Raw genomic sequence first — 24,449 nt, 5'->3', positions numbered from 1 at the left:
TGTTAGGTGTCATTTTAACCTAATGATTAAATAAACAGGGGTGGTAAAAATGCTCAATTTTCCAAATCAACTTCAGACTTTGGGAATGGATCATTTCCAAGTTGGTCAGTTAATTCCTATGTATCCTCGAAGTCAGGACTCGCGAATATTTGTCGGTATGCCTTGCGGTGGCATGATGTGGGGTGGCATGATGTGCGGTGGCATGATGTGCGGCGGCATGATGTGTGGCGGCATGATGTGTGGCGGCATGATGTGTGGAGGGTTTGGCTTTATTTAGTTGTTTTAGCAGTTTTGGAGGTTGGTAAATCTCAAAAAAAAATTCTTAATATGAAATCCTGTTTAGGGCAATATGTTTATTTATGTAAAAAAGCCGATAATATACAAGAAATAAATAAAAACTTGCATATTATTGGCTTTTTGATAATTTAGCAAAAGCCCCCGTTTAGCTGAATTACAAACTTGTTTTTTAGTGACTCTTAGACAGATTTGTTCCAATAACAACTGTGGCATCCAATTCTTCATCTCTAACTATTTTGGTAATTAGACCAGCTTTGACAAAGATTTGAAAGGTTCTTGCACCCTGCATTTCGCTCGTCTCTATCAATAGATGCCCCCCAGGAACAAGCCAGTGGAGAGCCTCCTCCGCTATCTTACGGTGAAGGTTTAGTCCATCCTTTCCTCCGTTAAGTGCCACTTGTGGTTCATATAAACGTGCCTCTCGGGGAAGGAGATTTACTGAGTCAGTAGGAACGTAAGGTGCGTTAGCCACTATGATGTTCACTTGCCCTCTCAATGAATGGGGTAATGCATCATATAAGTCACCTTGATAAACGTGACCACTAATCTTAGTTATGTTACGGGAAGCACATCGTACAGCAACGGGGTCAATATCAACGGAGTGTAATAAAATTTTTTTCAGGTCGGTTGCTATGGCAGCACCAACAGCCCCAGACCCGCAACATAAATCCAAAACAATATCATTTGGGTGGGTTAAAATTTTTGCTTGATGAACCAGAAACTCTGTACGTCGACGTGGTATAAAAACTCCCTGTTCTACCTCTATTCGTAGGTCGCAAAACCTTGTAAACCCAAGCACGTATTCTAGCGGTAAACCACTTACTCGTAGTTCTACCATATTCATTAGTTCCTCTATATTCCCAGCCTCAAACATAAGTAACTGGGCTTCTTCTTCAGCAAAGACACAACCCTCGCTCCGTAGTTTATTAATTATGCTTTTTTCAGTTTTATTATTGAGAAACAAATTAACTTTCGTATGAATCTCTCCGTTTCCTTAATCGCAAGTTATTTATCCTTTTTTATTCTAGAAATAATATCATTGTCCTTCATTAACTCCCTCAGTTTTTGAAGAAGAAAAATGGGATAGCCGTAGCAATCCCACTCTTGAATTCAAGCACTCAATCCGTTTAGATGGATTTTTTAAAAATCTAGCAACAATAAATAACTCCCATTTTTTGAATGGAAATTTTTCGAGTTAATAAATGAGGCTATTTACCACTAGAACGCAACATTATTCTTTATTTCATCACGATCCCGTATTTCGCAGCTATCGAAGTCAATTTTTGAATTTCTTCAGGGCTAGGGGGGCCATCTGGGGCTGGAGGTAATTGGTCGGGTAGAGGTTCACTAAGTTCATGAACAAACTGCTCGAATCCAGAAGGGTAAACAGTTAGTAATACTTTTGCCGTTTCAGTGTCAACTTTAAAGGTATGTCTAATCCCTTTAGGAGCATATACATATGTTCCCGGAGTAGCGTGAATAACAGTATCATCTAAATAGTAAGTTATTTGACCTTCAAGAATATAAAAAGTTTCATCTTCTCTCATATGAGTGTGTGGTGGTGGTTCAAACCCTTTTCTTTCCTCCGTTAAAAAAGTCGCATACCTGCCTGCTGTATCTTCTCCGCTAACTAAGACAGAAACTTTGTTTCCTAAAAACAAAATGGTGTTATCACCAGATGCCCGACGGAAAAATGGTGTATCCAAAATTTCGACCTCCCCCAGGATTTTAAACCTCGGAATATTAATATGCTTTCTGATACACTCATATTCTTGTTGAACTTTTAATTAAGACGAGACGACATGCCAATGGGCTTAAATGATATATAGAAAGTAATAAAGGGGAAAATCTGGTTCATTTGGAATGTTAATCAGAAATAATTATAGAGGAATGGGGATTGGCAAAAAATGCTGATCCAGCATTATTAGAATGCGAAGAAAAAAACCCTTTAGTTGAGAAAGTAAGTTTATGGGTTAAATTAGTTTAGATGCATTAATTTAGCTTTTTTCTACGAATGCGTTTCTACCTTAAGTTGAATCGCATTTTTTTATTGAACGGTGCAGTTTAGTTGAATAAGGAAAGTGATTCTTCTGTTGGAAAATTTATACTATTTAATGCGAATATGGTAAATTTATAATTATGAAGCAATTAATCATCTTTAATATTTTATAAATAATGGATACCCCAGGGGAGAGTAATCATTATGTTTGAAATTAGTGATGGAACATTACGATTTATTAAAAAGACATGTAAAGGAAAAAAACATTTAAAATTAACTATAACATTTTGCTACCATTTCTCTCAAAAATTTAGAGGTTTCTCATGAGTTGCGCAAACTTTTGGGATGCCTCTTTTTTCATTGGTTGAAGCGTTACTGATGTTAGGAGCGGATTATCTTTTTACCAGGGATGATGACAGGGGTTATTCTCGATTATGTTAGGTATTACTGAAACGTTTTCTATTAGTATTATTTTATTCTTAAATCTGGTTATCGATCATTTTTTAATGCTAGAGCGCAATTGGTAGTAACAGAGGAAAAGTAAGCCTTCTCACATTTAGTACACCTTATTAAAGAAATTACACACTTTCATTTTACTAGTGGCATGTTGTATTATCATCCGACAGCTATTAGTCTCAAAAGATTATTTTATATTATTAGTAAAACCATTTCCTATAACAAAATAGGGAGTGGTTTTTTTGGAATTTAGCTATCATCCATTCATACAAACGGTTTGTTTTTTTATCTTTTCTAAGAAAATTCTAAGATTGGCCGGTTATACTGTTCTCAGTAACAAATAGTGTTATTAGGAGGATTATCGTATGAAAAAAAAGGACAAAAAGTGGGTACTCCTTTGTTCAACAGCGGTTGCAGCTGTATATGTAGCAGGTTATTTTACAACGGAAACAAATGCTGCTCAGGGACAACCACTTCATATAGAGAATAAAATTCAAACATATTACACAAATAGTGACAACACAAGCAATACTCAAAAGGTCACTCAATCGAACAGGATATATAAAGATGGAACATTTACAGGTTCCGGATGGAACAGACGCGGTTCGATTGGTGTTCAAGTAACGATTAAAAATGACACGATTACGGATGTTGAGATTAGCGATTTTGCCATGCATTATTCGGAAAGGGACGTGGTTGGTCTCCCTGATGAAGTACTTCAGGCTCAAAGTGCTCAAGTGACCAATGTATCCGGGGCAACTTATAGCACTCAAGCATTTGAAGATGCGGTACAGCAGGCGCTGGACCAGGCCAAAACCAATCAAGGTTAAAACGATGAGGAAAACCAAATTATATATGGACACTGTTGTAGAAATTGAAGTGATCTCTAGAAAACCATCGGAAGAAATAGAAGAAAAGATAAACCGTGCATTTGCAGCCTTTCAAAAAGTAGAGCAAACCTGCAGCCGCTTTACCGCTTCGAGCGAGTTGATGCTGGCATGCCAAAAGGCCAAAACACCTGTGGAAATTAGTCCGTTTTTATATGAGCCTCTATTTTTTGCGATAGAAGTGGCTAAATTAACAGATGGATTATTTGATCCTACGTTAGGCAAAATCATGGAGGAGGAGGGATTTAATCGCCATTATTTAACAGGTGAGAGAATACAATCCTTTTCAGACGAATCTGTTGATTATCAGGACATCGTTCTAAATCCTGAAACCCGAACAGTAACAATCAAAAAACCATTGGTCATTGATTTAGGAGCTGTGGCCAAAGGGTTTGCAATCGACTTGGCTGTTAATGAATTGAAGGAATTTGAAGGGTTTATTGTGAATGCCGGCGGTGACCTATTTGCAGGTGGAGTAGAAGAAAGTTATAACAAGTGGACAATAGGGATTCAGCATCCCTATCAAAAAGATCAAATCATTGAAACGATTCAAATTTCCAATGAAGCCATCTGTACCTCGGGCAGTTATGAGCGGGTGAGCCCGTTGAATAAGGGGAAACATCATATTATGAATCCCAAAACGAATAGCTCCCCAAATGAATGGGTTAGCTGCAGTGTTATTGCACCTTATACGATGATGGCAGATGCTTTTTCTACCGTTGCCTTTTTACCTGGAGGGGAAATCGTTATGCAAGAACTTGAACTAAAGGGATTACTCATGACACCAGAATTACAGATAAAGAGAATAGGAGGGTTTTAATTGGGAGCAAAGAAATGGATGAAAACACCTAAGGGATATGTTTCGATTGCCATGTCTCTTTATTTGGTCATCGCATCAATCGGTACAATAACCTGGATGGGTATCATAACTAGTTTGATTGCTGTTGGGACAGCTCTATTGACAGATTACATCTACTGCACCATCTTTAAACGAAAAAGCAGTCGTGACAGCACCGTTATTACTGGTTTAATTATTTCATTGATATTAAGTTTTACAACCTCATGGCCCGTTGTAGCCGCCACTGCCTTTTTGGCTACTTTGTCTAAGCATCTCTTAGTTTATAAGAAGAAACCCATTTTTAATCCAGCAGCATTTGGATTATTCCTATCCATCTTTATCTTTCAAACAGGTCAAAGCTGGTGGGGAGCTTTTGGAGACTTGCCAGTATGGACGGTTATTTTTATTTTGATTGGCGGTTATTTTGTAACTGACAGGGTAAACAAATTCCCTCAAGTACTTGCCTATTTGGGAACATCTTTTGTCTTGCTATTTTTCATGGGCCTTCTTCATATCGGTGATGCATCTGATGCACTTCGTCCGCCATTTATCAATGCTGCTCTATTTTTTGCCTTTTTTATGCTTACAGATCCGCCGACATCACCAGCGAAAAATAAAGACCAGGTTATTTTTGGTATTCTTGCTGCGGTGTCAGGCACCATTGTTTATAGGTTGTATGGAGGGTTAACTTATTTGTATATCGGGGCCTTTATCGGAAATCTTTATAGTTATTTAAATAAAAAATCAATTTCTGCAAAATCTGCTGTTAAAATGCAAAGAGTCAATTCCAGACATAGAGTTCTTGGAAAATGAACAATATACTAACAATAAAGTTGGGAGATGATGGATAGTCATGCGGGTATTGGTTATAGAAGATGATTTACCCTTAAGAAGAATCATTTTAAAAATATTAGAGGAAGAGCAGTACCAAGTGGAACAGGCAAAAGACGGGGAAGAAGGCTATCTTATGGCCTCACTAAATGATTACGATCTTATAACGCTTGATATCATGCTGCCAATTATGGATGGCTACACGGTTATGAAAAAATTACGAAGTGTAGGCTGCAAAACACCCACATTATTTCTTACTGCAAAAGACAGGATAGAGGATAAAGTTCATGGCCTGGATTTAGGAGCAGATGATTATATCGTTAAGCCCTTTGCGACGGAGGAGCTTTTAGCAAGGGTCCGGTCAATCTTGCGCCGTGCCGGTAAGATTGGAATTGAAGGTAAAATAACGTATGGTCCTATTCGGTTAGATACCAGCCAGCATGAGGGATTTATAAACGGGGATGCATTAAAACTAACGATAAAAGAGTACGAATTACTTTATTATCTCATTCAAAATAAAGAGCAAATCTTAACAAAAGACCAGCTTTTTCAACGAGTTTGGGGACTTGAATCAGAGACAACTGATGCAATTGTAGAACTCTACATCCATTATCTTAGGAAAAAATTAGCTCCCTTCAATTATGATGGTTTAATTCGAACCGTTCGAGGCGTGGGATACATGTTGAAGGAGTAAAAGCGCTATGTTTAAACGGACAAAAATGAGACTGGTTATCCTAAATTCCCTTGTGTTTTTCATTCTCCAAAATGCCTTTGGAGCCATGATATATTTTTACATGCACTACAGTTTATATCATCAGGTCGACGAAACAATATCTGAAAAGAAGACACATCTCCTAGGCGAACAAGAGAGATTTGGCAAAGAATTAAATCCAGAGAGGGAAGAGAATCGTAGACTGGTTTATTTACTTTGGGACAAGAAAAATGAACTCTATAAAATACTTCCTCAACAATCCCTCTCAAAAGCAGATGCGGAAAGATTCTCCTCTTTATTGAATAAGGAAGGGATACAAACCATCACGATGGGTGGAAACTCTTATAAATATTTAAATATGTCCTCAGAGCAGGATTCGGTAAAAAAGATACAAATTATCTACAATTTAAAACGTGAAAATGAAATGTTGTCCCATTTGCTCATGGTGATTGGGTTTGGTTCCCTAATAAGTGTGTTTATTGCCCTTCTTGGCGGGATCTATCTTGCTAACAAGGCATTGATACCGATCAGAAAGTCATGGGATAAACAGCAGCAATTTGTTGCTGATGCCTCCCATGAATTGCGCACACCGCTTTCCGTAATGAAGTTGAATTTAGAGCATTTATTTCGCCACCCAGACCGTAGTATTGAACAGGAAAGTGAGACCATACATCAAGCGATACAGGAACTAAACTATCTGTCCAAAATGTCCTCGGAATTACTGACATTGGCACGTTCAGATTCAGAAGGCTTACAAGTAGTTCAAGAGCCTTTCCAGTTAGATGAAGTACTCCAGCAAATTGTGAGAGACTTTAAAGCGCTGGCTCTTCAAAAACAAATTCAGGTAACGGCGGACATTCAGCCAATTAAGATCATCGGGGATAAGGAGAGAGTCAAACAGTTATTCGTCATTTTATTAGATAATGCGCTTAAATACACCAAAGACCAAGGAAAGGTTTCCATAAGTGGAACCGTTAAAAATTCACGTGCCGTAGTTGAAATTATGGATACTGGTATTGGGATTTCAAAGTATGACCTTCCCTATATTTTTGATCGTTACTATCGTGGAGATAAATCAAGAACAAGACATATAGAGGGCTCTGGTTTAGGTCTGTCAATAGCACAATGGATCGTTCAATCCCATTCGGGGAAAATTCAAGTGAAGAGTAAAGAAGGAGAAGGAACACAGGTTATGGTTCAATTTCCTATTAAAAAATGCTGATTTCTAACATAGAAATTGAGTCATCAAGCTTATATAATTACCGCCCTGCTTTTTTGTATCACTTCAAATTAGTTTATTACGGCAATTGTTGAGATGGTATAAGATGATTAGGAATAAGGAATGTGTCCAATCGGCGCCTTCCTTATTAAATGAGTAAGACAACTCATTTTATCATTGGTTTACAAAAAATAAAAATCATTTTGTTTTGAAAATGTACTTTATTACTCATTTTTCCTTCCTTCATTAAATGTATAAATTGCATTAGCTTCGATTTATTATTCATTTTTAATTTTGTAGCTAAAACATTGTGGGCTATTTAATTTGGGAAAAAAAGGACGTTGACAACGCCATCCTACAAGTGTAGTCTTTATTGCAGATTACACTTGTAGGATGGAGGGCAAAGATGAAGAAAGCAGAGTGCAATATATCTGATGCAGAGTGGATTGTAATGAAGGTGCTATGGGAAGAAACTCCATCTCCATTAACTTCTGCGAAGATAGTAGAGGCTGTAAGTTCTAATAAGAAATGGAGTCCCAAAACAATTCATTCATTAATAAGTAGACTGGTAAAGAAAGGTGCTATAGGTGTAAATAAGGAGATGCCTCTTTATAAGTATTATCCTTTGGTAGATAAAAGAGACTGTGTACTGGAAGAAACAAGGTCGTTTATTCAAAAGGTATACGATGGTTCTATCCACCTTATGCTCGCCAATTTTATAAAAGAAGAGAAGATTTCTGAGAAGGAAATAGAAGAACTGGAAAGATTGCTTCATAAAAAAAATAACGATTAAAAGGCAGGTAATGGGACATGGTTTTATCTGCAGTATTTAAAGAAGTCTTATTACTGTCACTTATGGGTAGTATTCTAGCATTGGGGATACATGCCGTAAAGGCGATTTTTAGACAAAGGCTTAGTGCAAAGCTTCATTATTATATTTGGATTTTGCTTGTACTTAGGCTAATACTCCCAATAGACATTCAAAGTCATATAAGCTTTATGAATTTTATTACAATTGATCAGAAGGAACTTGATCCTCATTTTATAGCAGAGCAATATGTTCCTAACATAATAACAAACAGTACGATCGCAACCGGAAATATACCCTCTATAGAAGATCGTAACGTATTAAGTGATCCGGGTATTATAGGCGTTATTTTTAATTATGATACTGCAGCGGTGCTGTGGATAATAGGTGTTTCATCAATTTTACTGTATATTCTATGCGTAAATATCTTGATGATGGCTAAATTGAAAAAGTGTTCAGCCTGTGATAGAGAAGACCTACTTGAAATTTTAGAAGCAGAAAAAACAAGACTTAAAATAAATTCAAAGATAAAAATTATTTATAGTAATTACTCGAAATCGCCTGCAGTTTACGGAATACTCCGTCCTAAAATATTAATTTCAGAGGAGCTTATAGACAAATTAACTCCAGAAGAGTTTAAGTTTGTGATAAGCCATGAGTTAAATCATATTAGGAGTAAGGATTTAGCGGTAAACACCCTGCTATTGATTGTTAAGGCAATCTATTGGTTCAATCCGTTAATTTGGTATTCACTTAATCAAATAAAACAAGACTGTGAAGTGGCTTGTGATGCAGCTGTCATCAACACTTTGAAGAAAGAAGAAGAAGTCAAAAAATACGGTCAGACTATGATCAATATGCTTAGATTATTCTCAGAGAAAAGAAGTACTACTGGGACATTAGGATATGCAAATAAATACAATAAACGGAGAATTATTATGATTACGGGATTTAAAAAAAGTTCGGCAATATGTGCAGTTTTAGCTGTATCTCTTACAATTATGGTAGGGTGCTCAAGCACCATTAAACCAGACAGTGCAGATGTTTACCCAAATGAAAATAGCGATACAAATAGGTCAACTCTGTCAGTGGAAAAAGCATCTCAAGACGAAGCATCACAAAGCAATACAACGCAAGACAAAACAAGTCAAGCAACACAAAGTAATACAACGCAAAGTAATACAACGCAAGACAATATAAGCCAGGCATCACAAAGCAATACAACACAAGTCATCACAAGTAAAGCTTCAGCATCGAATAACAATACCGCTGTTTCATCATCTAATGAGGATACTCAGAGAAAGCTTCTGTCAAGTATCATGCAATTGGCAAAGCAGGGTAAAATCATAAACTCAGAGTTTCCTGTTAAAACTACTGTTATAGAAGACGTAGAGAAAAAGCTAGGAAATCCGGATAAGGTTGATTGGGTACCTAATGCTAAAGGGAATTATGCTGTATTTTCGAAAGACAATGTGGTATTTGGATTCAACAAAGGGTCACGGATTTTTGAGGCGAGATCCTTTGATAAGAAACTAAATGAATTATCACTCTCTATGGTAAAGAAAGTATTTGGAACTCCAGCATATGACGTGAAAAGTAAGGATGAGGAAATTATAGGGTATGTTGCAAATTCGGAATACAACATTTTGTTAGTATTTCCTAAGACTTCAAATAGTAATCCGGAACCGGTAATGGACCACTACTCTGTGCTTTACCCAAGGGGGACCGTTAATAATATGTCAAACGATCCGGGAAGACAATGGTAATAAAATATGAAACCCTAACAAGCGGATGATAAACTCGAAAAACGTGAAAAAACATCATATTAGCTAAAAGAGAACAGTTAGAAAGGGGGAATTGGAGTATGAAAAGACAAAGGAAATCTCGAAATAAATTACTTATTTTTACGATACCACTTTTAATTTTAGCCTTAATCATTGGCGTTTATTATTATGCAATTAAAGAAAATAGTAGCGAACAGACTACCCAAAGTGAAGAAAGTCCAATTATTACTCAACCTCCCGAAGACTCGAAGAATGATCAGAATTCAAATCTTGAGAAATTAGTAGAGGAAACGTTTTCCTTATCCAAGATAGGTAAAGTTCCGAACATTTCCTTTGTTTCTGGTGAATCAGGATGGAATGAAGTAAATAAAGAGTGGGGAAAATCAGACCATATTTCGGAAACTGCTAAAGGTAGGTATGAGGAATATGAAAGTCATCATGCAACAATCGGCTATGCAGGTCAGACTGTAAATGATATAAGATCTTATGATTCCGAACTACAAAATATTTCTTTAAATGAAATTGAGAAAATTGGTGGAGAACCGGATGCCATTCGATACTTTAAAGATTCAACCCATGACCAAATGATCCTTGTCTATCATGCAAAGGCTTCTACTGATTTATTATGGGTTTTACAAGTAAAAACAGAGCAGGAGCCAAATCCTAAAGTTGACCATATCTCACTCTATACACAGCTTGAAAAGACACCAAATCAACAAGCAAAAAAGCCGAATCAACAAGAAAACCAAACCATTTCAGAAGTAATTTCTAAAATGAGCTTAGAAGATAAAATTGGCCAAATGATTCTTGCTGGGGTTTCCGGGACTACAATGGATGCAAGCGCAAAACAATTAATAAGCCAAATCCATGTCGGAGGAATTATTTTTTACAAAAATAATTTTGAAACCCCTGCACAGGCCGTTCAATTTGTGAATCAACTGAAAGTTGGAAATAGTTCAAGTCTACCGCTTTTACTAGGTGTTGACCAAGAGGGTGGACGTGTGACAAGATTGCCGGGTGGACTTGTTAACTTTCCTCCAAATAATCAGATTGGACAAGTAAACAATCCTGATTTTTCTTTTAAAGTCGGTACACTTTTAGGGCAAGAATTAAAAGAATTTGGTTTAAATCTCGATTTTGCACCTGTTCTCGATATTAACAGCAATCCGAATAACCCAGTAATCGGGGATCGATCATTTGGGAACAATGCGGAAATAGTAAGTAAACTTGGGGTTCAAACGATGAAAGGGATACAGTCTCAGAACGTTATCACGACAATTAAGCATTTTCCTGGTCACGGAGATACATCTGTTGATTCCCATCTGGACCTTCCAATTGTCAATAAAAGCCTTAAGGAACTTAAAGAACTAGAGTTAATACCGTTTGAACGTGCGATTCATCAAGGTGCAGATGTTGTGATGGTCGCCCATATCTTATTGCCCCAATTAGATAAAACGAATCCAGGGACCATGTCAAAAGCTATCATGACGGATCTTCTTAGAAAACAACTTGGTTTTACAGGAGTCATCATAACGGACGATATGACAATGGGAGCTATCACAGAACATTTTGATATTGGCAAAGCAGCGGTGGAATCAGTAAAGGCAGGAAGCGATATTATTTTAGTCGGGCATGACTATAATAATGTTGTAAAGATTATCTCCTCTTTAAAAACGGCTGTTCAAAATGGGGAAATCTCCGAACAAAGATTAAATGAAAGTATAAAAAGAATTATTCAACTAAAAAGGAACTATAGCATTAATGATACGAAAGTAGGAAATCCTAACATAAATGAAATAAATCACTCAATCAATAGTCTTCTGAATAATTATTTACATTAATATTTCTATTCATTTAATTGAATTTGACCAATGGTAAAGCCCCAAAATACATAGATGTATTCATCTTTGTATTTTGGGCCTTTTTGCGTTTTTATGTGTATGAAGTTATCTGTTACATACTTATTTTAAAATTTAGGTCCTTTTTTAATGCTTTTTGAAGATTAGTTCAGTTGATTCTTGTGTTTTGTTCGAATATAATAGAACAAAATAATAGTTCGATAGGAGACGAACAAGGTGAATAATATTAAGTTGGAAATCGAATTTTCTGAAAGCAATGAGTTAATTACTAGCCTATTAGCCTTTAAAACGAAGTCACTACATAAAGGTATTCAATTAGGAAATAGCTGGGTGAGAAATGTAAAAAGTAAACTGAGTGAAACCACATTGGCACTTATAGCAAATACAGAATTAAAGGAGAGCATTCTTAACTTGCTTTTATTAGCATGTCCTAAAAAAGATAGTGTGCATGATTTTTTAGAGTGGATTGGGGATGTATCAGTTGGGGAGATATTTGAGCAAGTAGCTACTTGGACTCCTGAAGATACAAATGATTTGCGTAATATTAATGAATGGCGTTCAAATATGGTTCAATTATTATCTTTATGGTATGAAGAATACTATCAACACTTAGATTCATCCATCATTAATACTCTTACTAAAAATGCTCAGAAAAATAGAGAGTTGTTGAAGGATTACAAGCCTGTTGATCTTATTGAAGAAATAACAAATGGTTTAAGATTAGAATTTAAGGTTAAACGGATTATTTTGATCCCGCAATATCATATTAGTCCATACAATTTGACTAATGACTATAATGGTCTGACCATTATTTATTATTCAACCCAGATTGAACAAATGAACCCAGACTTTCCTTCATTATCGATTTTAAATATCGCAAGAGCTCTTATGGATGAAAATCGCTTAAGAATCCTACGATATTTAACTAATGGAGAAAAAAGTTTTACTGAAATTGTTCAATTTATAGGGTTAGCCAAAAGTACAGTTCATTATCATATGGTTACTCTTCGATCAGCAGGATTAGTCCGTGTACACGTCTATTCCCAAGGCAGAGAAAGGTACAGTTTAAGAAATGGAGCACTAAACAAATTTAACAGTGATTTAACCAGCTACTTAGGTTTAGAAAAATGAAAGTTGGATCGAAACTGATGGATGGGGAATAAAAATATGGCAGATTTATTTAGAAATCGTTCATTTGTCTTTATATGGCTGGGGCAAGCAGCTTCTGGTTTGGGCGGTCAATTTGCTACGTTTATCATGAGTTGGATGGCTTACGAAATAACAGAATCATTAGCTGTGTTAGGCAGTATTGTAGCCGTTGAGCTGTTTACCAGCATATTCATTCAATTATGTGCAGCTCCCTATTTAGACAGATGGGACCGGAAGAAAGTAATGGTATTGTCAGAATGGTTACGGGCATTTGCATTTCTTATTCCAACAGTGTTGTTTGCATTTGAAACACTACATATAGGGCATTTATATATTACAGCCATTCTTATTGGAGTAGCTGAACCATTATATAGACCATCAAGTATGATTTATATAGCTGAAATTTTGCCAAAAAACCGTTTGAATAATGCAAATGCAATACTAGAGGGTACCATGCAAACCATGAATTTGGTGGGACCTCCACTTGCTGGAGTGATATTGCAATTTTTTGGTGCTCAGGTGGTTTTGTATATATTAGTTGGAATAATGGGTGGAACCGGTCTATTACTATTACAGTTAACAAGTTTGAAAGCAGAAGCTCTGCCAGTTAAAGTAAATTGGTACAAACAATTTGCAGAGGGTATCCATTTTTATAGAATGAACAAAGTGTTTTTAGGATTAGGATTGTTAATCATGATATTCAATATGGGCTTTGCAGCTCTAAGTTCAATGTTTTTGCCATTTATCACAAAAGATATTGGGGGTACCTCTTTTCAGTATGGTTTATTTACTTCATTTTTTTCATTTGGAATGTTATTGGCCTCTCTTATTACAGGATTAAAGAAGGAACCGGACAACCGCCGTATAATCATGCTTAGTTCGTATATGATTGCAGGAGTCTTTATTGGTTTGTTAGGAATATTCCAGTCCTTTTCTATTCTATCGATTTGTATCTTCTGTGTAGGTTTTTGTTCGATTATTTTTTCAATTAATAATACAACGTTGTACCAAAAATATGTTCCAAGCCATTTACGTGGTAGAGTTTTTGCTGTTCGAATATTACTATCACAAATCGGCATCCCAATAGGTGCTTTATTTGGTGGGAATTTTGCAGATTATTTCGGAATAGCGTTCTTATTTAGTGTCATGGGAGTATTGATTATTCTTGTTGCAATAATCGCCTTTTTCTTACCTGTTTTTCACCAACTTGATAAAAATAAATTATCATCTATTTCGCAAAAACAAACCGTTACACAATAGGGACGAGATAATCAAGGGCTATATTTTATAAAACTATAGCGGCTAACTGAAGGTGCTTTGGTTCTTTGAACAAACCGAAACCATGAAAACCGCCTCTTAATAGTAGGAATTACGTTAAGTGGACTTGCTACTGCCGTTGCTAATGCTAGGGAAATTGGAATCATGTGAGGAACTGGGATTAACATCGACAAAAGATAGATCATATATAAGGAAAGTGAAGGAAAGTATAAAGGAATCAGACTATTCATAAGGAATTAAAGTGTATAAAATGGAAGACTGTAGCTCTTGTTCAACTACCATGAAAATTAACTTCTGTGAGATCCGAAAAATGGCAATACTTAAATAGGCGCTGCTCATTCATCTTTTTAAAAGGGGAGAGCGTCTGATCTTTGGTGTTTATATACTTTTGTTAATGGATTAGGAAGCTCCTGTTATTGTAACCGTATATCCTAAGTTTTCTAGTCTTCGAACTGAATGGCGTACAATAGATAACTGTCTTTGTTTATCAAAGTAGTCTTCGCCTAAGTCTACATACATCTCTTTTCTGGTTAACAGGTAAATAATTGGTAATAATAGTGTAATATCTCTTTAAAGGTGAGTTAAAAATGACACCATTGATTAGCAATGAAGAAATTAAAAATTCAGATGAGTTTTTTCAAAGGATTCATCAAGTACAAGTCGACTATTTAAGCTATTGGAAAGTGAATACGTTATGGCACTGGGAATTTTGGCTCTCAGTTGCTTTATCTACAATTCCTTGGGTTATTTGGATTCTACTTCGTAAACGTGGAAGTGAAGCAAGACTGCTTTTAGCTGGTGGTTTTGGGTTAATTGTTTCCGCTTGGTTTGATTTTTTAGGTTTAGTGTTAGGGTTTTGGCATTATGCTGGAAGAGTATTGCCAACCATTCCAACGTTTTTACCTTGGGATTTTACTTTAATACCTGTAACCATTATGCTTTGGCTACAATTTAAACCAGCTTTAAATCCCTTTTTCAAAGCTGTCATTTATTCCGCACTAACTTCTTTTATTGGTGAACCTTTATTTGAATGGATTGGATTTTATACGACTGTAAAATGGAGTGTTTTTTATTCCTTTCCAATTTACGTTATTATCTATTTAATTGCTTATCGAATTAGTAGGGCTAAATCATTGGATCCTTTGTAATAATTAAACAAAAAAATTCAATAGCGTTATTGTGAATAATTTCAAATATGCTTATGGGTGCTTATGTTAAAGATGGGATGGCTGCAGCGATCCCGTTTTCTTATTGTGCTAAAGGGAGTTCAACAAACACATACTCAAAATAAGGTATTATTAGACTATATAAAAGCTTTCTTTCTATGGTTTAGTACAAAAAAAGCCGGGAGAACCGGACCCATGGTAGCTACAATTTTTTCTTTATCAAATCTATTAGATAGTAAAATTGTGAAACTAAAAACGAAAGGAGAATGATTATGATGGCTCCTATTGTGTAAACTGCTTCTTCTGCTGGATTGCCTCCAGCCATAAATACGAAACTAAATAAGAAAAAGAGAATGATACTTACCAAAACAGTTAAGAAGAAGATACTAATATATTTTGACATATAATCTCACCTACCTAGAAAGCAAATTCCTACTTTACTATATTGTACGTCCTACTATTTATTTCCTGCTTCGTTCCGCTAACTTGCCTGCCACTTCAAAGAAAAAGGCGTCTCCACTTTTTTGTAGGCGTGCACCTCGGTTGTTGAATAAATTACAAAAGCTTCGAACTGCGCAACAGAATCCCTCTTCATGATATAATAAAAACCAAATTAGGGAAAATAAGGGGAATTATCACATTTGATAAGGAAAAGAAAGTTCATCATTTTTTTTATTACCATAACTTTAATCTTAATTACTACTTGTTTATTTCCTACTTGGACACCTAAAATTGAAGGAACAAACAGCATTTCCGTATTAAAATCAATTGAGATAAACGGAACAAAACTGGAAGTGATGATTAGAGGTGTCGATAAACGTAATCCGATTGTCATCTTTGTACATGGTGGACCAGGCTGTTCAGAGATACCTTATGTCAGGAAGTATCAAGATCTGCTTGAGGAACATTTTACCATTGTTCATTATGACCAGAGAGGAAGTGGGAAGTCTTTTCACTTCTTTGAAGACTACTCAAATATAACCACAGATCAACATGTGGATGATTTATTGGCACTGACTGAATATGTAAAAAAAGAGTTTTCTCAAGAAAAGGTCATATTAATTGGTCATTCATTTGGAACATACATAGGACTGAAAGCTGCTAGCAAAAATCCTGAAAAATATGCGGCTTATATTGGCATTGGTCAAGTTTCAAATTATACAATGAGTGAAATGGATAGCCTAGAATATACAATACGCCAAGCGCAACAAGCTGGAAATCTAAGGGATGTAGATCAATTAGAATTTCTTAGAGAGTCTATTAAAAAGGGCGAAGCGCATACTCCCAGAAACATGGTCCGTAAATACGGTGGGGCAGCTAGGTTAATTAATGATAATATGGACTATTTCATTGGATTTTTAACTAGTCCAGAATATAACTTACTAGATGTTGTTCGTTATTTTAAGGGAATTTCAGCTACACAAGAAATATTACTAGATGAAGAAAAAGAGAATGATATTACAACAATAGTAGATCGTTTAGATATTCCTTTCTATTTCGTCATGGGAAAAAATGATTATATGACATCTACAAATGCAGCAAAAGCGTATTATGATGACTTGGATGCTCCAATGAAGGATTTTGTCGTCTTTGAACATTCGGCACATTACCCTCAATTCGAAGAAGAAACACTTTTTGCAGATTGGTTGATAGAAACAGGGAAAAGTTTGCTCAACTGATTAGCAGGAGACAAAAGGACTGATTGGATTAATGGATATTAGAAAACCTAATGATACTGAACTAAAAATGGTATTTTCTCTTTCGCCACAAGCTGTTTTTGATGGCACATTAGGTGAAGTAGAACCTACGAAAGAAAAAATTGATCAACTTGTTAAACCACTACTGGAAAAGGGAAGCTATTATTTAATAGCAACAGAAAACGATCAATTAATGGGCTGGATTCTTATTGGCACAGGCAAGGACCAAATTACTGATAGAAAGAATGGATTTATTTACGAACTATTTGTTATAGAAGAATTTAGAGGGAATGGGATTTCCAAACTGTTAATGAAAGCCGGAATTGACCATCTAGAAAAAGAGGGATACTCAGAAATCCGTTTAAGTGTATTTGCAGGGAATCAAGCAATTAAGCTGTACGAAAAAATGGGATTTAGCATTAGGACAATTACTATGAGTTTACAGTTATAAGAAACTAACTTATTCCTGAACTTATGTTTGCATTAAAGTAAATATCAAAATAAAGAGATGTGAGGGGGAGAAATGTGGACTACTTATCTGTCATATCCTTTTTGAGTGCAGCTATAGTCCTTACCCTTATGCCTGGACCAGATAACTTATTCACCTTGGCACAGAGTATAGCGAAAGGGAAAAATGCCGGAATTTTTACGACACTTGGCCTTTGCACTGGATTACTAGTTCATATCACTGCTGCGACAGTGGGTATATCAGCAGTCATTTATCATTCCACTTTAGCGTTCACCCTAGTAAAATATGCAGGAGCCGCATACTTGTTATTCTTAGCCTATAAGTCTTTTAAAAAAAAGGTTCAAGTCTAAACCTAGAAACCGAAGACTCTTTAGACTATAAATCCTTATACAAAAAAGGAATCATAATGAATCTTTTAAATCCAAAAGTTTCTTTGTTTTTCTTAGCATTTTTTCCACAGTTTATTAATTATAGTAATGGCGATGTTCCCCTTCAAATGTTTGTGTATGGAATTCTATTTCTAGTCCAAGCTTTCATCATCTTCACCTTAATAAGTATATTTGCTGGAAAAGTAGGGTATTTCCTCCGTAAAAATCCGACAATATCGAAAAAGATTAACTTTATTCAGGGGTCTCTTTTCGCACTTATAGGATTAAAAATGGCCTTTAGCCAAAAATAAAAGCTTATGTAGTTAATGTAGAAAAATTTTATAGGCGGTGTAAATGAATGGATAACAGCGTTATTGTGAAACAATACTCAAATGAGTATCAAGATCAAGTCGTGGAATTAATTCTTCATATTCAGCAACAAGAATATAACATTGCGATCACAAAGAATGACCAACCTGACTTGTTTACCATTGCAGATTTTTACCAGAAGGGTAAGGGAAACTTTTGGGTGGCCACTTATGATGATAAAGTGGTTGGTACAATAAGTCTTTTAGACATAGGAAATAATCAAGTCGCATTAAGAAAGATGTTTGTAGATGAAGAATACCGAGGTTCGAAATTTAAGACGGCAAGTCTTTTATTAAATAATGCAATGAAATGGGCAAAAGAATCATCGATAAAAACAGTCTATCTTGGAACAACACCACAATTTTTAGCTGCCCATAGATTTTATGAAAAAAATGGGTTTACAAGTATCGATGTTAAGGATTTACCCGAAAATTTCCCAGTATTAAATGTTGATAAAAAGTTCTATAAATTTTCGGTTTAATAGGATATAAGGCAAAATTTATACTTGTGCTATTTCAATTTTTCTTCTCTAAACGGAACCCTTTGTCCTCTTAAAGGGTTTTTTTCTTTTTTCAATGTATGAAGTCAACTCTCATTTTCATATAATAAGTCCATAGTAATAGGCTGTTTGTCTCAATTTTCCCTATTTACATAAAATTTACGGCATATCCATAATCTCCTAATATAACCAGTTTAAGATTTTAACTGTTAGAACAAGGATTAGAAGGGGAGAGGAAAAAATGAAAACTCGTTTGAAGAAGGCAATACCGTTAATCGCAACGACCGTTCTTGCCACCACTGCTCTTACCACCCAAACATTATGGAATGAGGGAGGGAATCAAAAAGCAGAGGCGCAATCATTGTCGAAAGAAGAAGTGAAAAAGAATAATGCTTCTTGGCTTGCTGGTGACCATCACGTACATAGTGAGTGGAGTGTCGGTTGGGACAATTCTACAAATCCTCCAACTCCGATTAGGGGTGGAGATGCAATTTATCCAATCTCCAAAAATGCCGAAAATGCTAAAAAGTATGGACTTGATTGGGTGATGACAACTGACCATGGGGGTCCTAACCATTCTAAAGTCAATTTAGAACAGGCCTATCCTGAATTATTAAAATCCCGTGAAGCTGTTCCTGAAGTTCTTCAATTCTATGGAATGGAGTTTGATACACCAGGAGCTGACCACAGCACGCTCATGATCCCAAAAGGCGAAAATGAATCACAAATGCTTTATGACATTGAAAGCAAGTTCAACTCTCGTGATGCGTATCCAAATGACCCAAGCCGAAACACGGAATCCAAAATGATTGAAGCACTTAACTATATGAAACAAATGGACGAGCTTCCCATTCATATTGCTCACCATGCGTCCCGTTCAGCGAAAGGTATTGGAGAATTTGGATCAACGACACCGCAAGAAATTCGTAATTGGAATGATACCGCACCCAATATCTCGATTGGTATGGAAGGAGCTCCTGGTCACCAAGCTGCTGCGATCAAACGGGATGGCACCCTAAATCCTAATGGGTCTCGTGGGTCATACGGAAACGTAAATGCGCCAACAATGGGTGGTTTTGACCAAATGACGGCGATCGTTGGCGGTTTCTGGGATTCGATGTTAGGGGAAGGAAGACACTTCTGGATTACCGCTACATCTGACTCACATGTTAACTGGCGTGACGGTGGAAGCGACTTCTGGCCAGGTGAATATTCAAAAACCTATGTAAAAGCAGAGAAAAATTATGAAAATGTAATGGAAAACCTGCGCAAAGGAAATGTATTTGTGACAACAGGCGACCTGATCTCAGAACTAGATGTGAAAGTGCAAGCTGGCGGAAAATCACCTTTGCATGCAGTAGCAAAAGGTAATACTGCAACAATCGGTGAAACCCTTACACTTCCAGGGAAGAAATCCGATGTAACGGTAACTGTTCGCATTAAGGATCCAAACACTGCCAACGCTAATGGTGATAAGCCAAATGTAAAACGTGTAGACTTAATCATGGGCGAAGTGAATGGAAAAGTGGCGGACAAATCTACTGCTTCTAATCCTACAACAAAAGTAGTGAAGCGTTTTTCTGAAAAAGATTGGAAAAAAGATGGTGAATATATCACGATTACGTATACGTTAAAAGATGTGGATAAAGACAGCTACATTCGTCTACGTGGGACAAACACGGATCAATTAGAACCAGAAAAAGACCCTAAAGGCGAAAATCCATGGGAAGATTTATGGTTCTATTCCAACCCAGTTTTCATGAAATCAGCTAAGTAATGGATGTTGACGGAGTCAGGACGAGGGGCGTGAAAACTCCTCGTCTTTCCGTTTTCACTTCTTTGTGAGTAAAACAATAGAATGGACGTGGAATTTCGATGAAAAAATTATCGTACTGTATCATGCTCCTCATGCTATCATTTAGTTCTTTCCTTTCATCCCCAGCCTCTGCTCATACCAATAATAGTGAAGGTTTTTCTGCGATTGAAGTCAATGAGAAAACATTAGATTACGAATTAAAAGTGGATTTAGAGGAACTGGGCCATGCACTTAATAAGGAAACAGCACAGCAGCAGCACATAGATACCAAAGTGATTCAAGATTATATCAATTCCCGTATTAAGCTTTATGCGGACAGCCAGCTGATTGAAGGCGTAGTAGAAAAAAACGATATCGAGATGATAAATGAAAAGCCATTTGCTGTTGTGAACTTAGCCTACAATATCGAACATAAACCTGAAAAATTAGTGGTCGAGTATAGTATGTTTATGGATGATTCTGACCCAAGTCATGCCAATTACGCGACCGTTAAATTAAATGGTAAAGTGCAAGAAAAGGTTTTAAGCTTCGAGTCAAGGGAATTAGAAATTGGCGAGGTCAGTTTTCTGCAAAATGTAAAACAGTTTGTACTGATAGGATTAGAGCATATTTTTACAGGTTATGATCATATTTTGTTTGTCATTAGTTTACTTATTGGAGCTAGGACGATTCGTCACATTTTTTCATTAGTGACCGCCTTTACAATTGCCCATAGTGTCACATTGGCTCTGGCGACTTTTAATATTGTTGTGCTGCCAAGCAGATTGGTAGAGTCTGTCATCGCACTAAGCATCATTTACGTTGCACTTATCAACATTTTTAACAAGGACGCGAAACACCAGCCGTGGCTTGCCTTTGGTTTTGGACTCATTCATGGATTCGGCTTTGCCGGAATATTATCGGAAATGAGATTAGATCCTGGTCATATGGCGATGTCTCTTCTATCCTTTAATATCGGAATCGAAATCGGTCAGCTATTGATCGTATCTATCGCTTTTCCAGTCATTTTGTGGATTAGAAAATTAACCTTTAAACCAATCAAATGGGTCATCCCTAGCACATCAGCGGCGATATTTGCTTTTGGGCTCGTATGGTTTATTGAAAGAGCTTTTTGAATAGAAGCAATTGCCACAGCAGCTTAATTCCATAAAAATAACAAAGCCGAAAATAGACAAGGTTGTCTTGTGTGTTTTCGGCGTTTTTTTTCATCTGCATGATGGTTCGTTGAAAAAATTTGATAAAGGATATTAGCCTATTATCAAGAATTAATAACGTAGTGATTATTTTCAAGGGGGAACAAATAGCATTGAAAATGGATCGGAGGCAATAAAGATTGAAGAACATTAAATTCCTATTTGCGATTGTAGTATTGGGTTTGTTAAGTTTTTTTTATTTTCAAGATAAACCCGCTACATCTTCTTATGAGTTAGTGGATGTAAAAATTTATGAAGTAAAAGATATTGTCCATTCAGAAACACATAAAACGAGAGATCGAGATTATAATAAAAACGGCGATCGAGTTAAAAAGAGTTTTAATGAAAATTATTATTATGATATTCATATTTTGAATCCTTCTAAATATCCAGAAATCAAGAATGTTCACGAAAGTTATCTATATGATACGGAAGGTTACATTAGCGATAATTGGAAGGACGATGAAGAAAATGAAGGCTATGCGATCTTTGAAATCTATAAAAACAAGAAAACAGGTGAATTAGAATCAAGACTTGTTGAAGTTCATAATCACAAAAAAGATGCTGAAATGACTGCAAAAATGAGGTTAGATGAAATAAAAAGATAATTCTTTTTACTGGTTCACTTTTGGGGTGCAATACGCCAATTCTCAAATTAATTAACAGCAAAAAACAAAACAAATTCGCATATAAAAACGCAAGCCAAATCACAGGCTTGCGTTTTTTTGATATTTTATTTCCCAATTTTTCGCATTGTTCATAAACTCTTATTTGAATGTTTTTTATCGGAAGCCATCACTATTAGTATAGTTCCAACAAATAATAGGATCCCTTCCATTAATATGGACCAAATCCTAAATGGCAAAATCGTAGCCAATGTCAATCCTGCCAAATTTAAAGTTAATCCGATTGCAAATATTATATGATGTGGTAATGATTTTACTCTATTTAAAATAACTTATTCCTCCTTTCGCTTGTTCAAATTTTATCGCTTCTTAGTGCATATATGTATTTTTCTTTCTCTAATATTTTACACTACATTGCCATCGTTTTGGAAAATACCCTTCTCTTTATCACCCAAATTTAAAATTAAAGGACAGGTAACCCATACAAACTAATATTAATTTACATAACTTGTAACTAACAGGATTGAAAGGAGGATGTTTAAATGTCAGATGGTGCATACGGCAATGGTTTTGCTTTAATTGTTGTGCTATTTATCCTGCTCATCATTGTAGGAGCTGCTTACGTAGGTGGTTGGTATTAATTTAAGGCTAATTCCTTATGAAGGGAGGCTTTTACTATGTGCTTTGGCGGATACGGCGGCTTCGGCTACGGAGGTTTCGGTTACGGCAGGACATTTGTTTTAATCGTTGTGTTATTCATCCTTTTAGTAATCATAGGAGCATCTTGCTACTATTAATTGGATAAGGATTATTATAAAAAAATGGTCTGTAAAAGGATAAGGGGTTCCGTTTTTTACGGTAAAACGTTCTTTTTAAAAATTGCCAGGTAAAATATATATTAATTTGCACCGCTATTGCGGTGTTTTTATTTATAAAAAAATAACCTAAACTCCTGTGAGCTACGCTATACACCGTGTTCATCTTTCATTGGCTTATTGATATTTGTACAAACCGCATGTCGTAAAATACTTTTATAATATAATTATATTAATATGGATAAGAATGGTTTGGACAAACATCCATACGAGAATAAAATCAACGATTATCCTAAAAACACACAAAACGCCTGCAAAGTATGCAGGCGTCCTGAGGTGAAAACACGCAGTTTATGCGGGTTATGGAGGCTTGTAATAATATATTACTTTCTAACAATTAAAGTGATTGGACAAAGCACTCATTTTATTGCAAAATTTAGGGAAATTGAGTCCACTTTTTATTCTTAAAATTGTTCTGGATAATTTTTTGATTATTTCACAATAGTAGCAATGGAATTTAAAAAGTCCCACCTCCAGCAATGTTTTCAGCTCGTCCGTTTTATATAAGATCAGTATAGCAAACTCCTCGAATAAACTAAAAGGGGGTACTGTTTTTATACGGGAAAATAATGATTAATGTGATTGTGTTTAATTGTGATGAAAATCTTAAGGATTTCTTTTTTTATTTTATATAAAAAGTCGAAACAGCATAAGCTATATGTCATACGCTATTGTAAGCCGATATCCATAGTACCGAAATGCATCACGTTAACCTCCTGAAGAAACATGCGGTAATATGGAACTCTTGGAAACTCCTGGAGATAAATTCCGGGAGTTTTTTAATTCGCCCATACAATTAATTGTCATTTGCATAGGTTATAGTAACAATTCGAGAGGGGGGTATGCTTATGGCAGATGGTGCATATGGCGGGGGATTTGCCTTATTCGTAGTTTTATTTATCTTACTCGTCATAATTGGTGCTTCTTTTTGTGGTGGCTGGTATTAAATAAAGAAAAATAATTAACCATAAAGAAAGGGGAAAACTTATGTTTGGATATGGATACGGATACGGAGGAGGCGGCTGCGGTTTCGGCTATGGCGGCTGCGGCGTTGGCTATGGCGGTTGTGGTTTCGGGAACCCGTTTGTTTTAATTGTAGTATTATTTATCCTGTTAATAATTGTTGGTTGTGCTTGCTACTATTAATGTTTTTTAAAAGGTCCTTCTAAGGACCTTTCAGACTGTCGACAAATCCGAAGGATTTCGGGTTTTAATCGACAGTCTTTTTTGTTTGGATACATTAACCTTGTCTGT

Annotated in this window: 24 protein-coding genes and 1 pseudogene; 23 read left to right on the top strand and 2 right to left on the bottom strand. The window is 35.9% G+C overall.

Features of this window, described 5'->3' with window-relative positions:
- The first annotated feature begins 49 nt into the window (after nucleotides 1-49).
- A complete protein-coding gene (locus tag AR334_RS06955; protein WP_066307255.1) occupies nucleotides 50-277 on the top strand; it encodes a heterocycloanthracin/sonorensin family bacteriocin in 228 nt (75 codons plus the stop codon).
- Nucleotides 278-466: 189 nt separating this feature from the next.
- On the opposite strand, the gene AR334_RS06950 is transcribed toward AR334_RS06955, so the two are convergent.
- Nucleotides 467-1,261 carry a putative protein N(5)-glutamine methyltransferase gene (locus AR334_RS06950; protein WP_066307254.1) on the bottom strand — a complete coding sequence of 265 codons (795 nt, stop codon included), beginning with the start codon at nucleotides 1,259-1,261 and terminating at the stop codon, nucleotides 467-469.
- 274 nt (nucleotides 1,262-1,535) lie between these two features.
- Complete coding sequence (locus tag AR334_RS06945) at nucleotides 1,536-2,003, bottom strand: cupin domain-containing protein (RefSeq protein WP_066307253.1); 468 nt, start codon at nucleotides 2,001-2,003, stop codon at nucleotides 1,536-1,538.
- A 1,114-nt stretch (nucleotides 2,004-3,117) separates the two neighbouring features.
- Here AR334_RS06945 and AR334_RS06940 point away from each other — a divergent pair.
- The 22 genes and pseudogenes from AR334_RS06940 (at nucleotide 3,118) to AR334_RS06840 (ending at nucleotide 24,341) form a co-directional block, all read left to right on the top strand.
- The gene (locus AR334_RS06940) at nucleotides 3,118-3,582 is read left to right on the top strand and encodes an FMN-binding protein (protein WP_066307250.1); all 465 of its coding nucleotides are present in this window, start codon (nucleotides 3,118-3,120) and stop codon (nucleotides 3,580-3,582) included.
- Between the two features lie 4 nt (nucleotides 3,583-3,586).
- Nucleotides 3,587-4,459 carry an FAD:protein FMN transferase gene (locus tag AR334_RS06935; protein WP_066307248.1) on the top strand — a complete coding sequence of 291 codons (873 nt, stop codon included), beginning with the start codon at nucleotides 3,587-3,589 and terminating at the stop codon, nucleotides 4,457-4,459.
- Nucleotides 4,460-5,290 (top strand): RnfABCDGE type electron transport complex subunit D, encoded by an 831-nt coding sequence (locus AR334_RS06930; protein WP_156431197.1) that lies wholly within the window; start codon nucleotides 4,460-4,462, stop codon nucleotides 5,288-5,290. It abuts the gene before it with no gap.
- A gap of 40 nt (nucleotides 5,291-5,330) precedes the next feature.
- Complete coding sequence (locus AR334_RS06925) at nucleotides 5,331-6,002, top strand: response regulator transcription factor (protein ID WP_066307246.1); 672 nt, start codon at nucleotides 5,331-5,333, stop codon at nucleotides 6,000-6,002.
- A gap of 7 nt (nucleotides 6,003-6,009) precedes the next feature.
- Nucleotides 6,010-7,242 carry a cell wall metabolism sensor histidine kinase WalK gene (locus AR334_RS06920; RefSeq protein ID WP_066307245.1) on the top strand — a complete coding sequence of 411 codons (1,233 nt, stop codon included), beginning with the start codon at nucleotides 6,010-6,012 and terminating at the stop codon, nucleotides 7,240-7,242.
- A gap of 403 nt (nucleotides 7,243-7,645) precedes the next feature.
- Nucleotides 7,646-8,032 carry a BlaI/MecI/CopY family transcriptional regulator gene (locus tag AR334_RS06915; RefSeq protein WP_024027372.1) on the top strand — a complete coding sequence of 129 codons (387 nt, stop codon included), beginning with the start codon at nucleotides 7,646-7,648 and terminating at the stop codon, nucleotides 8,030-8,032.
- 17 nt (nucleotides 8,033-8,049) lie between these two features.
- Nucleotides 8,050-9,813, top strand: a complete 1,764-nt coding sequence (locus AR334_RS06910) for a M56 family metallopeptidase (RefSeq protein ID WP_066307244.1) — start codon at nucleotides 8,050-8,052, stop codon at nucleotides 9,811-9,813.
- A gap of 98 nt (nucleotides 9,814-9,911) precedes the next feature.
- Complete coding sequence (gene nagZ, locus AR334_RS06905) at nucleotides 9,912-11,672, top strand: beta-N-acetylhexosaminidase (RefSeq protein WP_066307241.1); 1,761 nt, start codon at nucleotides 9,912-9,914, stop codon at nucleotides 11,670-11,672.
- A 234-nt stretch (nucleotides 11,673-11,906) separates the two neighbouring features.
- Nucleotides 11,907-12,821 (top strand): helix-turn-helix transcriptional regulator, encoded by a 915-nt coding sequence (locus tag AR334_RS06900; RefSeq protein ID WP_066307237.1) that lies wholly within the window; start codon nucleotides 11,907-11,909, stop codon nucleotides 12,819-12,821.
- A 36-nt stretch (nucleotides 12,822-12,857) separates the two neighbouring features.
- Nucleotides 12,858-14,099, top strand: coding sequence for an MFS transporter (locus AR334_RS06895; protein ID WP_066307236.1), 1,242 nt, complete (start codon nucleotides 12,858-12,860; stop codon nucleotides 14,097-14,099).
- 605 nt (nucleotides 14,100-14,704) lie between these two features.
- Entirely contained in the window at nucleotides 14,705-15,265 is a 561-nt protein-coding gene (locus AR334_RS06890) for a CBO0543 family protein (protein WP_066307235.1), read from the top strand.
- Between the two features lie 662 nt (nucleotides 15,266-15,927).
- The gene (locus AR334_RS06880) at nucleotides 15,928-16,962 is read left to right on the top strand and encodes an alpha/beta fold hydrolase (RefSeq protein WP_066307711.1); all 1,035 of its coding nucleotides are present in this window, start codon (nucleotides 15,928-15,930) and stop codon (nucleotides 16,960-16,962) included.
- A 31-nt stretch (nucleotides 16,963-16,993) separates the two neighbouring features.
- Nucleotides 16,994-17,431, top strand: a complete 438-nt coding sequence (locus tag AR334_RS06875; RefSeq protein WP_066307229.1) for a GNAT family N-acetyltransferase — start codon at nucleotides 16,994-16,996, stop codon at nucleotides 17,429-17,431.
- 74 nt (nucleotides 17,432-17,505) lie between these two features.
- Nucleotides 17,506-18,128: pseudogene (locus AR334_RS06870) on the top strand (LysE family translocator).
- Nucleotides 18,129-18,175: 47 nt separating this feature from the next.
- A complete protein-coding gene (locus AR334_RS06865) occupies nucleotides 18,176-18,667 on the top strand; it encodes a GNAT family N-acetyltransferase (protein WP_066307227.1) in 492 nt (163 codons plus the stop codon).
- A gap of 259 nt (nucleotides 18,668-18,926) precedes the next feature.
- Complete coding sequence (locus AR334_RS06860; protein WP_066307225.1) at nucleotides 18,927-20,462, top strand: phosphoesterase; 1,536 nt, start codon at nucleotides 18,927-18,929, stop codon at nucleotides 20,460-20,462.
- Between the two features lie 98 nt (nucleotides 20,463-20,560).
- Nucleotides 20,561-21,616 carry a HupE/UreJ family protein gene (locus AR334_RS06855; protein WP_066307220.1) on the top strand — a complete coding sequence of 352 codons (1,056 nt, stop codon included), beginning with the start codon at nucleotides 20,561-20,563 and terminating at the stop codon, nucleotides 21,614-21,616.
- A gap of 218 nt (nucleotides 21,617-21,834) precedes the next feature.
- Nucleotides 21,835-22,302, top strand: coding sequence for a hypothetical protein (locus tag AR334_RS06845; RefSeq protein WP_066307213.1), 468 nt, complete (start codon nucleotides 21,835-21,837; stop codon nucleotides 22,300-22,302).
- A gap of 560 nt (nucleotides 22,303-22,862) precedes the next feature.
- Entirely contained in the window at nucleotides 22,863-22,961 is a 99-nt protein-coding gene (locus tag AR334_RS28750) for a YjcZ family sporulation protein (protein ID WP_082692815.1), read from the top strand.
- Nucleotides 22,962-22,997: 36 nt separating this feature from the next.
- On the top strand, nucleotides 22,998-23,117 hold the full coding sequence (locus AR334_RS28745; protein ID WP_082692814.1) for a YjcZ family sporulation protein: 120 nt from the start codon (nucleotides 22,998-23,000) through the stop codon (nucleotides 23,115-23,117).
- A 926-nt stretch (nucleotides 23,118-24,043) separates the two neighbouring features.
- Entirely contained in the window at nucleotides 24,044-24,142 is a 99-nt protein-coding gene (locus tag AR334_RS28740) for a YjcZ family sporulation protein (protein WP_082692813.1), read from the top strand.
- 40 nt (nucleotides 24,143-24,182) lie between these two features.
- A complete protein-coding gene (locus tag AR334_RS06840) occupies nucleotides 24,183-24,341 on the top strand; it encodes a YjcZ family sporulation protein (RefSeq protein ID WP_066307210.1) in 159 nt (52 codons plus the stop codon).
- The last annotated feature ends 108 nt before the right edge of the window (nucleotides 24,342-24,449 follow it).

This window comes from Bacillus sp. FJAT-29814 (genome assembly GCF_001510715.1).
Taxonomy (GTDB): Bacteria; Bacillota; Bacilli; order Bacillales; family Cytobacillaceae; genus Neobacillus.
The sequence above is the reverse complement of the archived record's forward strand: the minus strand, read 5'-3'. Positions and strand labels throughout refer to the sequence as shown.

Excerpts from the sequence above, each read along its gene's own strand:
- AR334_RS28740 (WP_082692813.1), top strand. The coding sequence starts at position 24,044 with ATGGCAGATGGTGCATATGGCGGGGGATTTGCCTTATTCGTAGTTTTA.
- AR334_RS06860 (WP_066307225.1), top strand. The coding sequence starts at position 18,927 with ATGAAAACTCGTTTGAAGAAGGCAATACCGTTAATCGCAACGACCGTT.
- nagZ (WP_066307241.1), top strand. The coding sequence starts at position 9,912 with ATGAAAAGACAAAGGAAATCTCGAAATAAATTACTTATTTTTACGATA.
- AR334_RS06955 (WP_066307255.1), top strand. The coding sequence starts at position 50 with ATGCTCAATTTTCCAAATCAACTTCAGACTTTGGGAATGGATCATTTC.
- AR334_RS06920 (WP_066307245.1), top strand. The coding sequence starts at position 6,010 with ATGTTTAAACGGACAAAAATGAGACTGGTTATCCTAAATTCCCTTGTG.
- AR334_RS28750 (WP_082692815.1), top strand. The coding sequence starts at position 22,863 with ATGTCAGATGGTGCATACGGCAATGGTTTTGCTTTAATTGTTGTGCTA.
- AR334_RS06915 (WP_024027372.1), top strand. The coding sequence starts at position 7,646 with ATGAAGAAAGCAGAGTGCAATATATCTGATGCAGAGTGGATTGTAATG.
- AR334_RS06910 (WP_066307244.1), top strand. The coding sequence starts at position 8,050 with ATGGTTTTATCTGCAGTATTTAAAGAAGTCTTATTACTGTCACTTATG.
- AR334_RS06890 (WP_066307235.1), top strand. The coding sequence starts at position 14,705 with ATGACACCATTGATTAGCAATGAAGAAATTAAAAATTCAGATGAGTTT.
- AR334_RS06865 (WP_066307227.1), top strand. The coding sequence starts at position 18,176 with ATGGATAACAGCGTTATTGTGAAACAATACTCAAATGAGTATCAAGAT.
- AR334_RS28745 (WP_082692814.1), top strand. The coding sequence starts at position 22,998 with ATGTGCTTTGGCGGATACGGCGGCTTCGGCTACGGAGGTTTCGGTTAC.
- AR334_RS06875 (WP_066307229.1), top strand. The coding sequence starts at position 16,994 with ATGGATATTAGAAAACCTAATGATACTGAACTAAAAATGGTATTTTCT.
- AR334_RS06895 (WP_066307236.1), top strand. The coding sequence starts at position 12,858 with ATGGCAGATTTATTTAGAAATCGTTCATTTGTCTTTATATGGCTGGGG.
- AR334_RS06940 (WP_066307250.1), top strand. The coding sequence starts at position 3,118 with ATGAAAAAAAAGGACAAAAAGTGGGTACTCCTTTGTTCAACAGCGGTT.
- AR334_RS06935 (WP_066307248.1), top strand. The coding sequence starts at position 3,587 with ATGAGGAAAACCAAATTATATATGGACACTGTTGTAGAAATTGAAGTG.
- AR334_RS06840 (WP_066307210.1), top strand. The coding sequence starts at position 24,183 with ATGTTTGGATATGGATACGGATACGGAGGAGGCGGCTGCGGTTTCGGC.
- AR334_RS06855 (WP_066307220.1), top strand. The coding sequence starts at position 20,561 with ATGAAAAAATTATCGTACTGTATCATGCTCCTCATGCTATCATTTAGT.
- AR334_RS06925 (WP_066307246.1), top strand. The coding sequence starts at position 5,331 with ATGCGGGTATTGGTTATAGAAGATGATTTACCCTTAAGAAGAATCATT.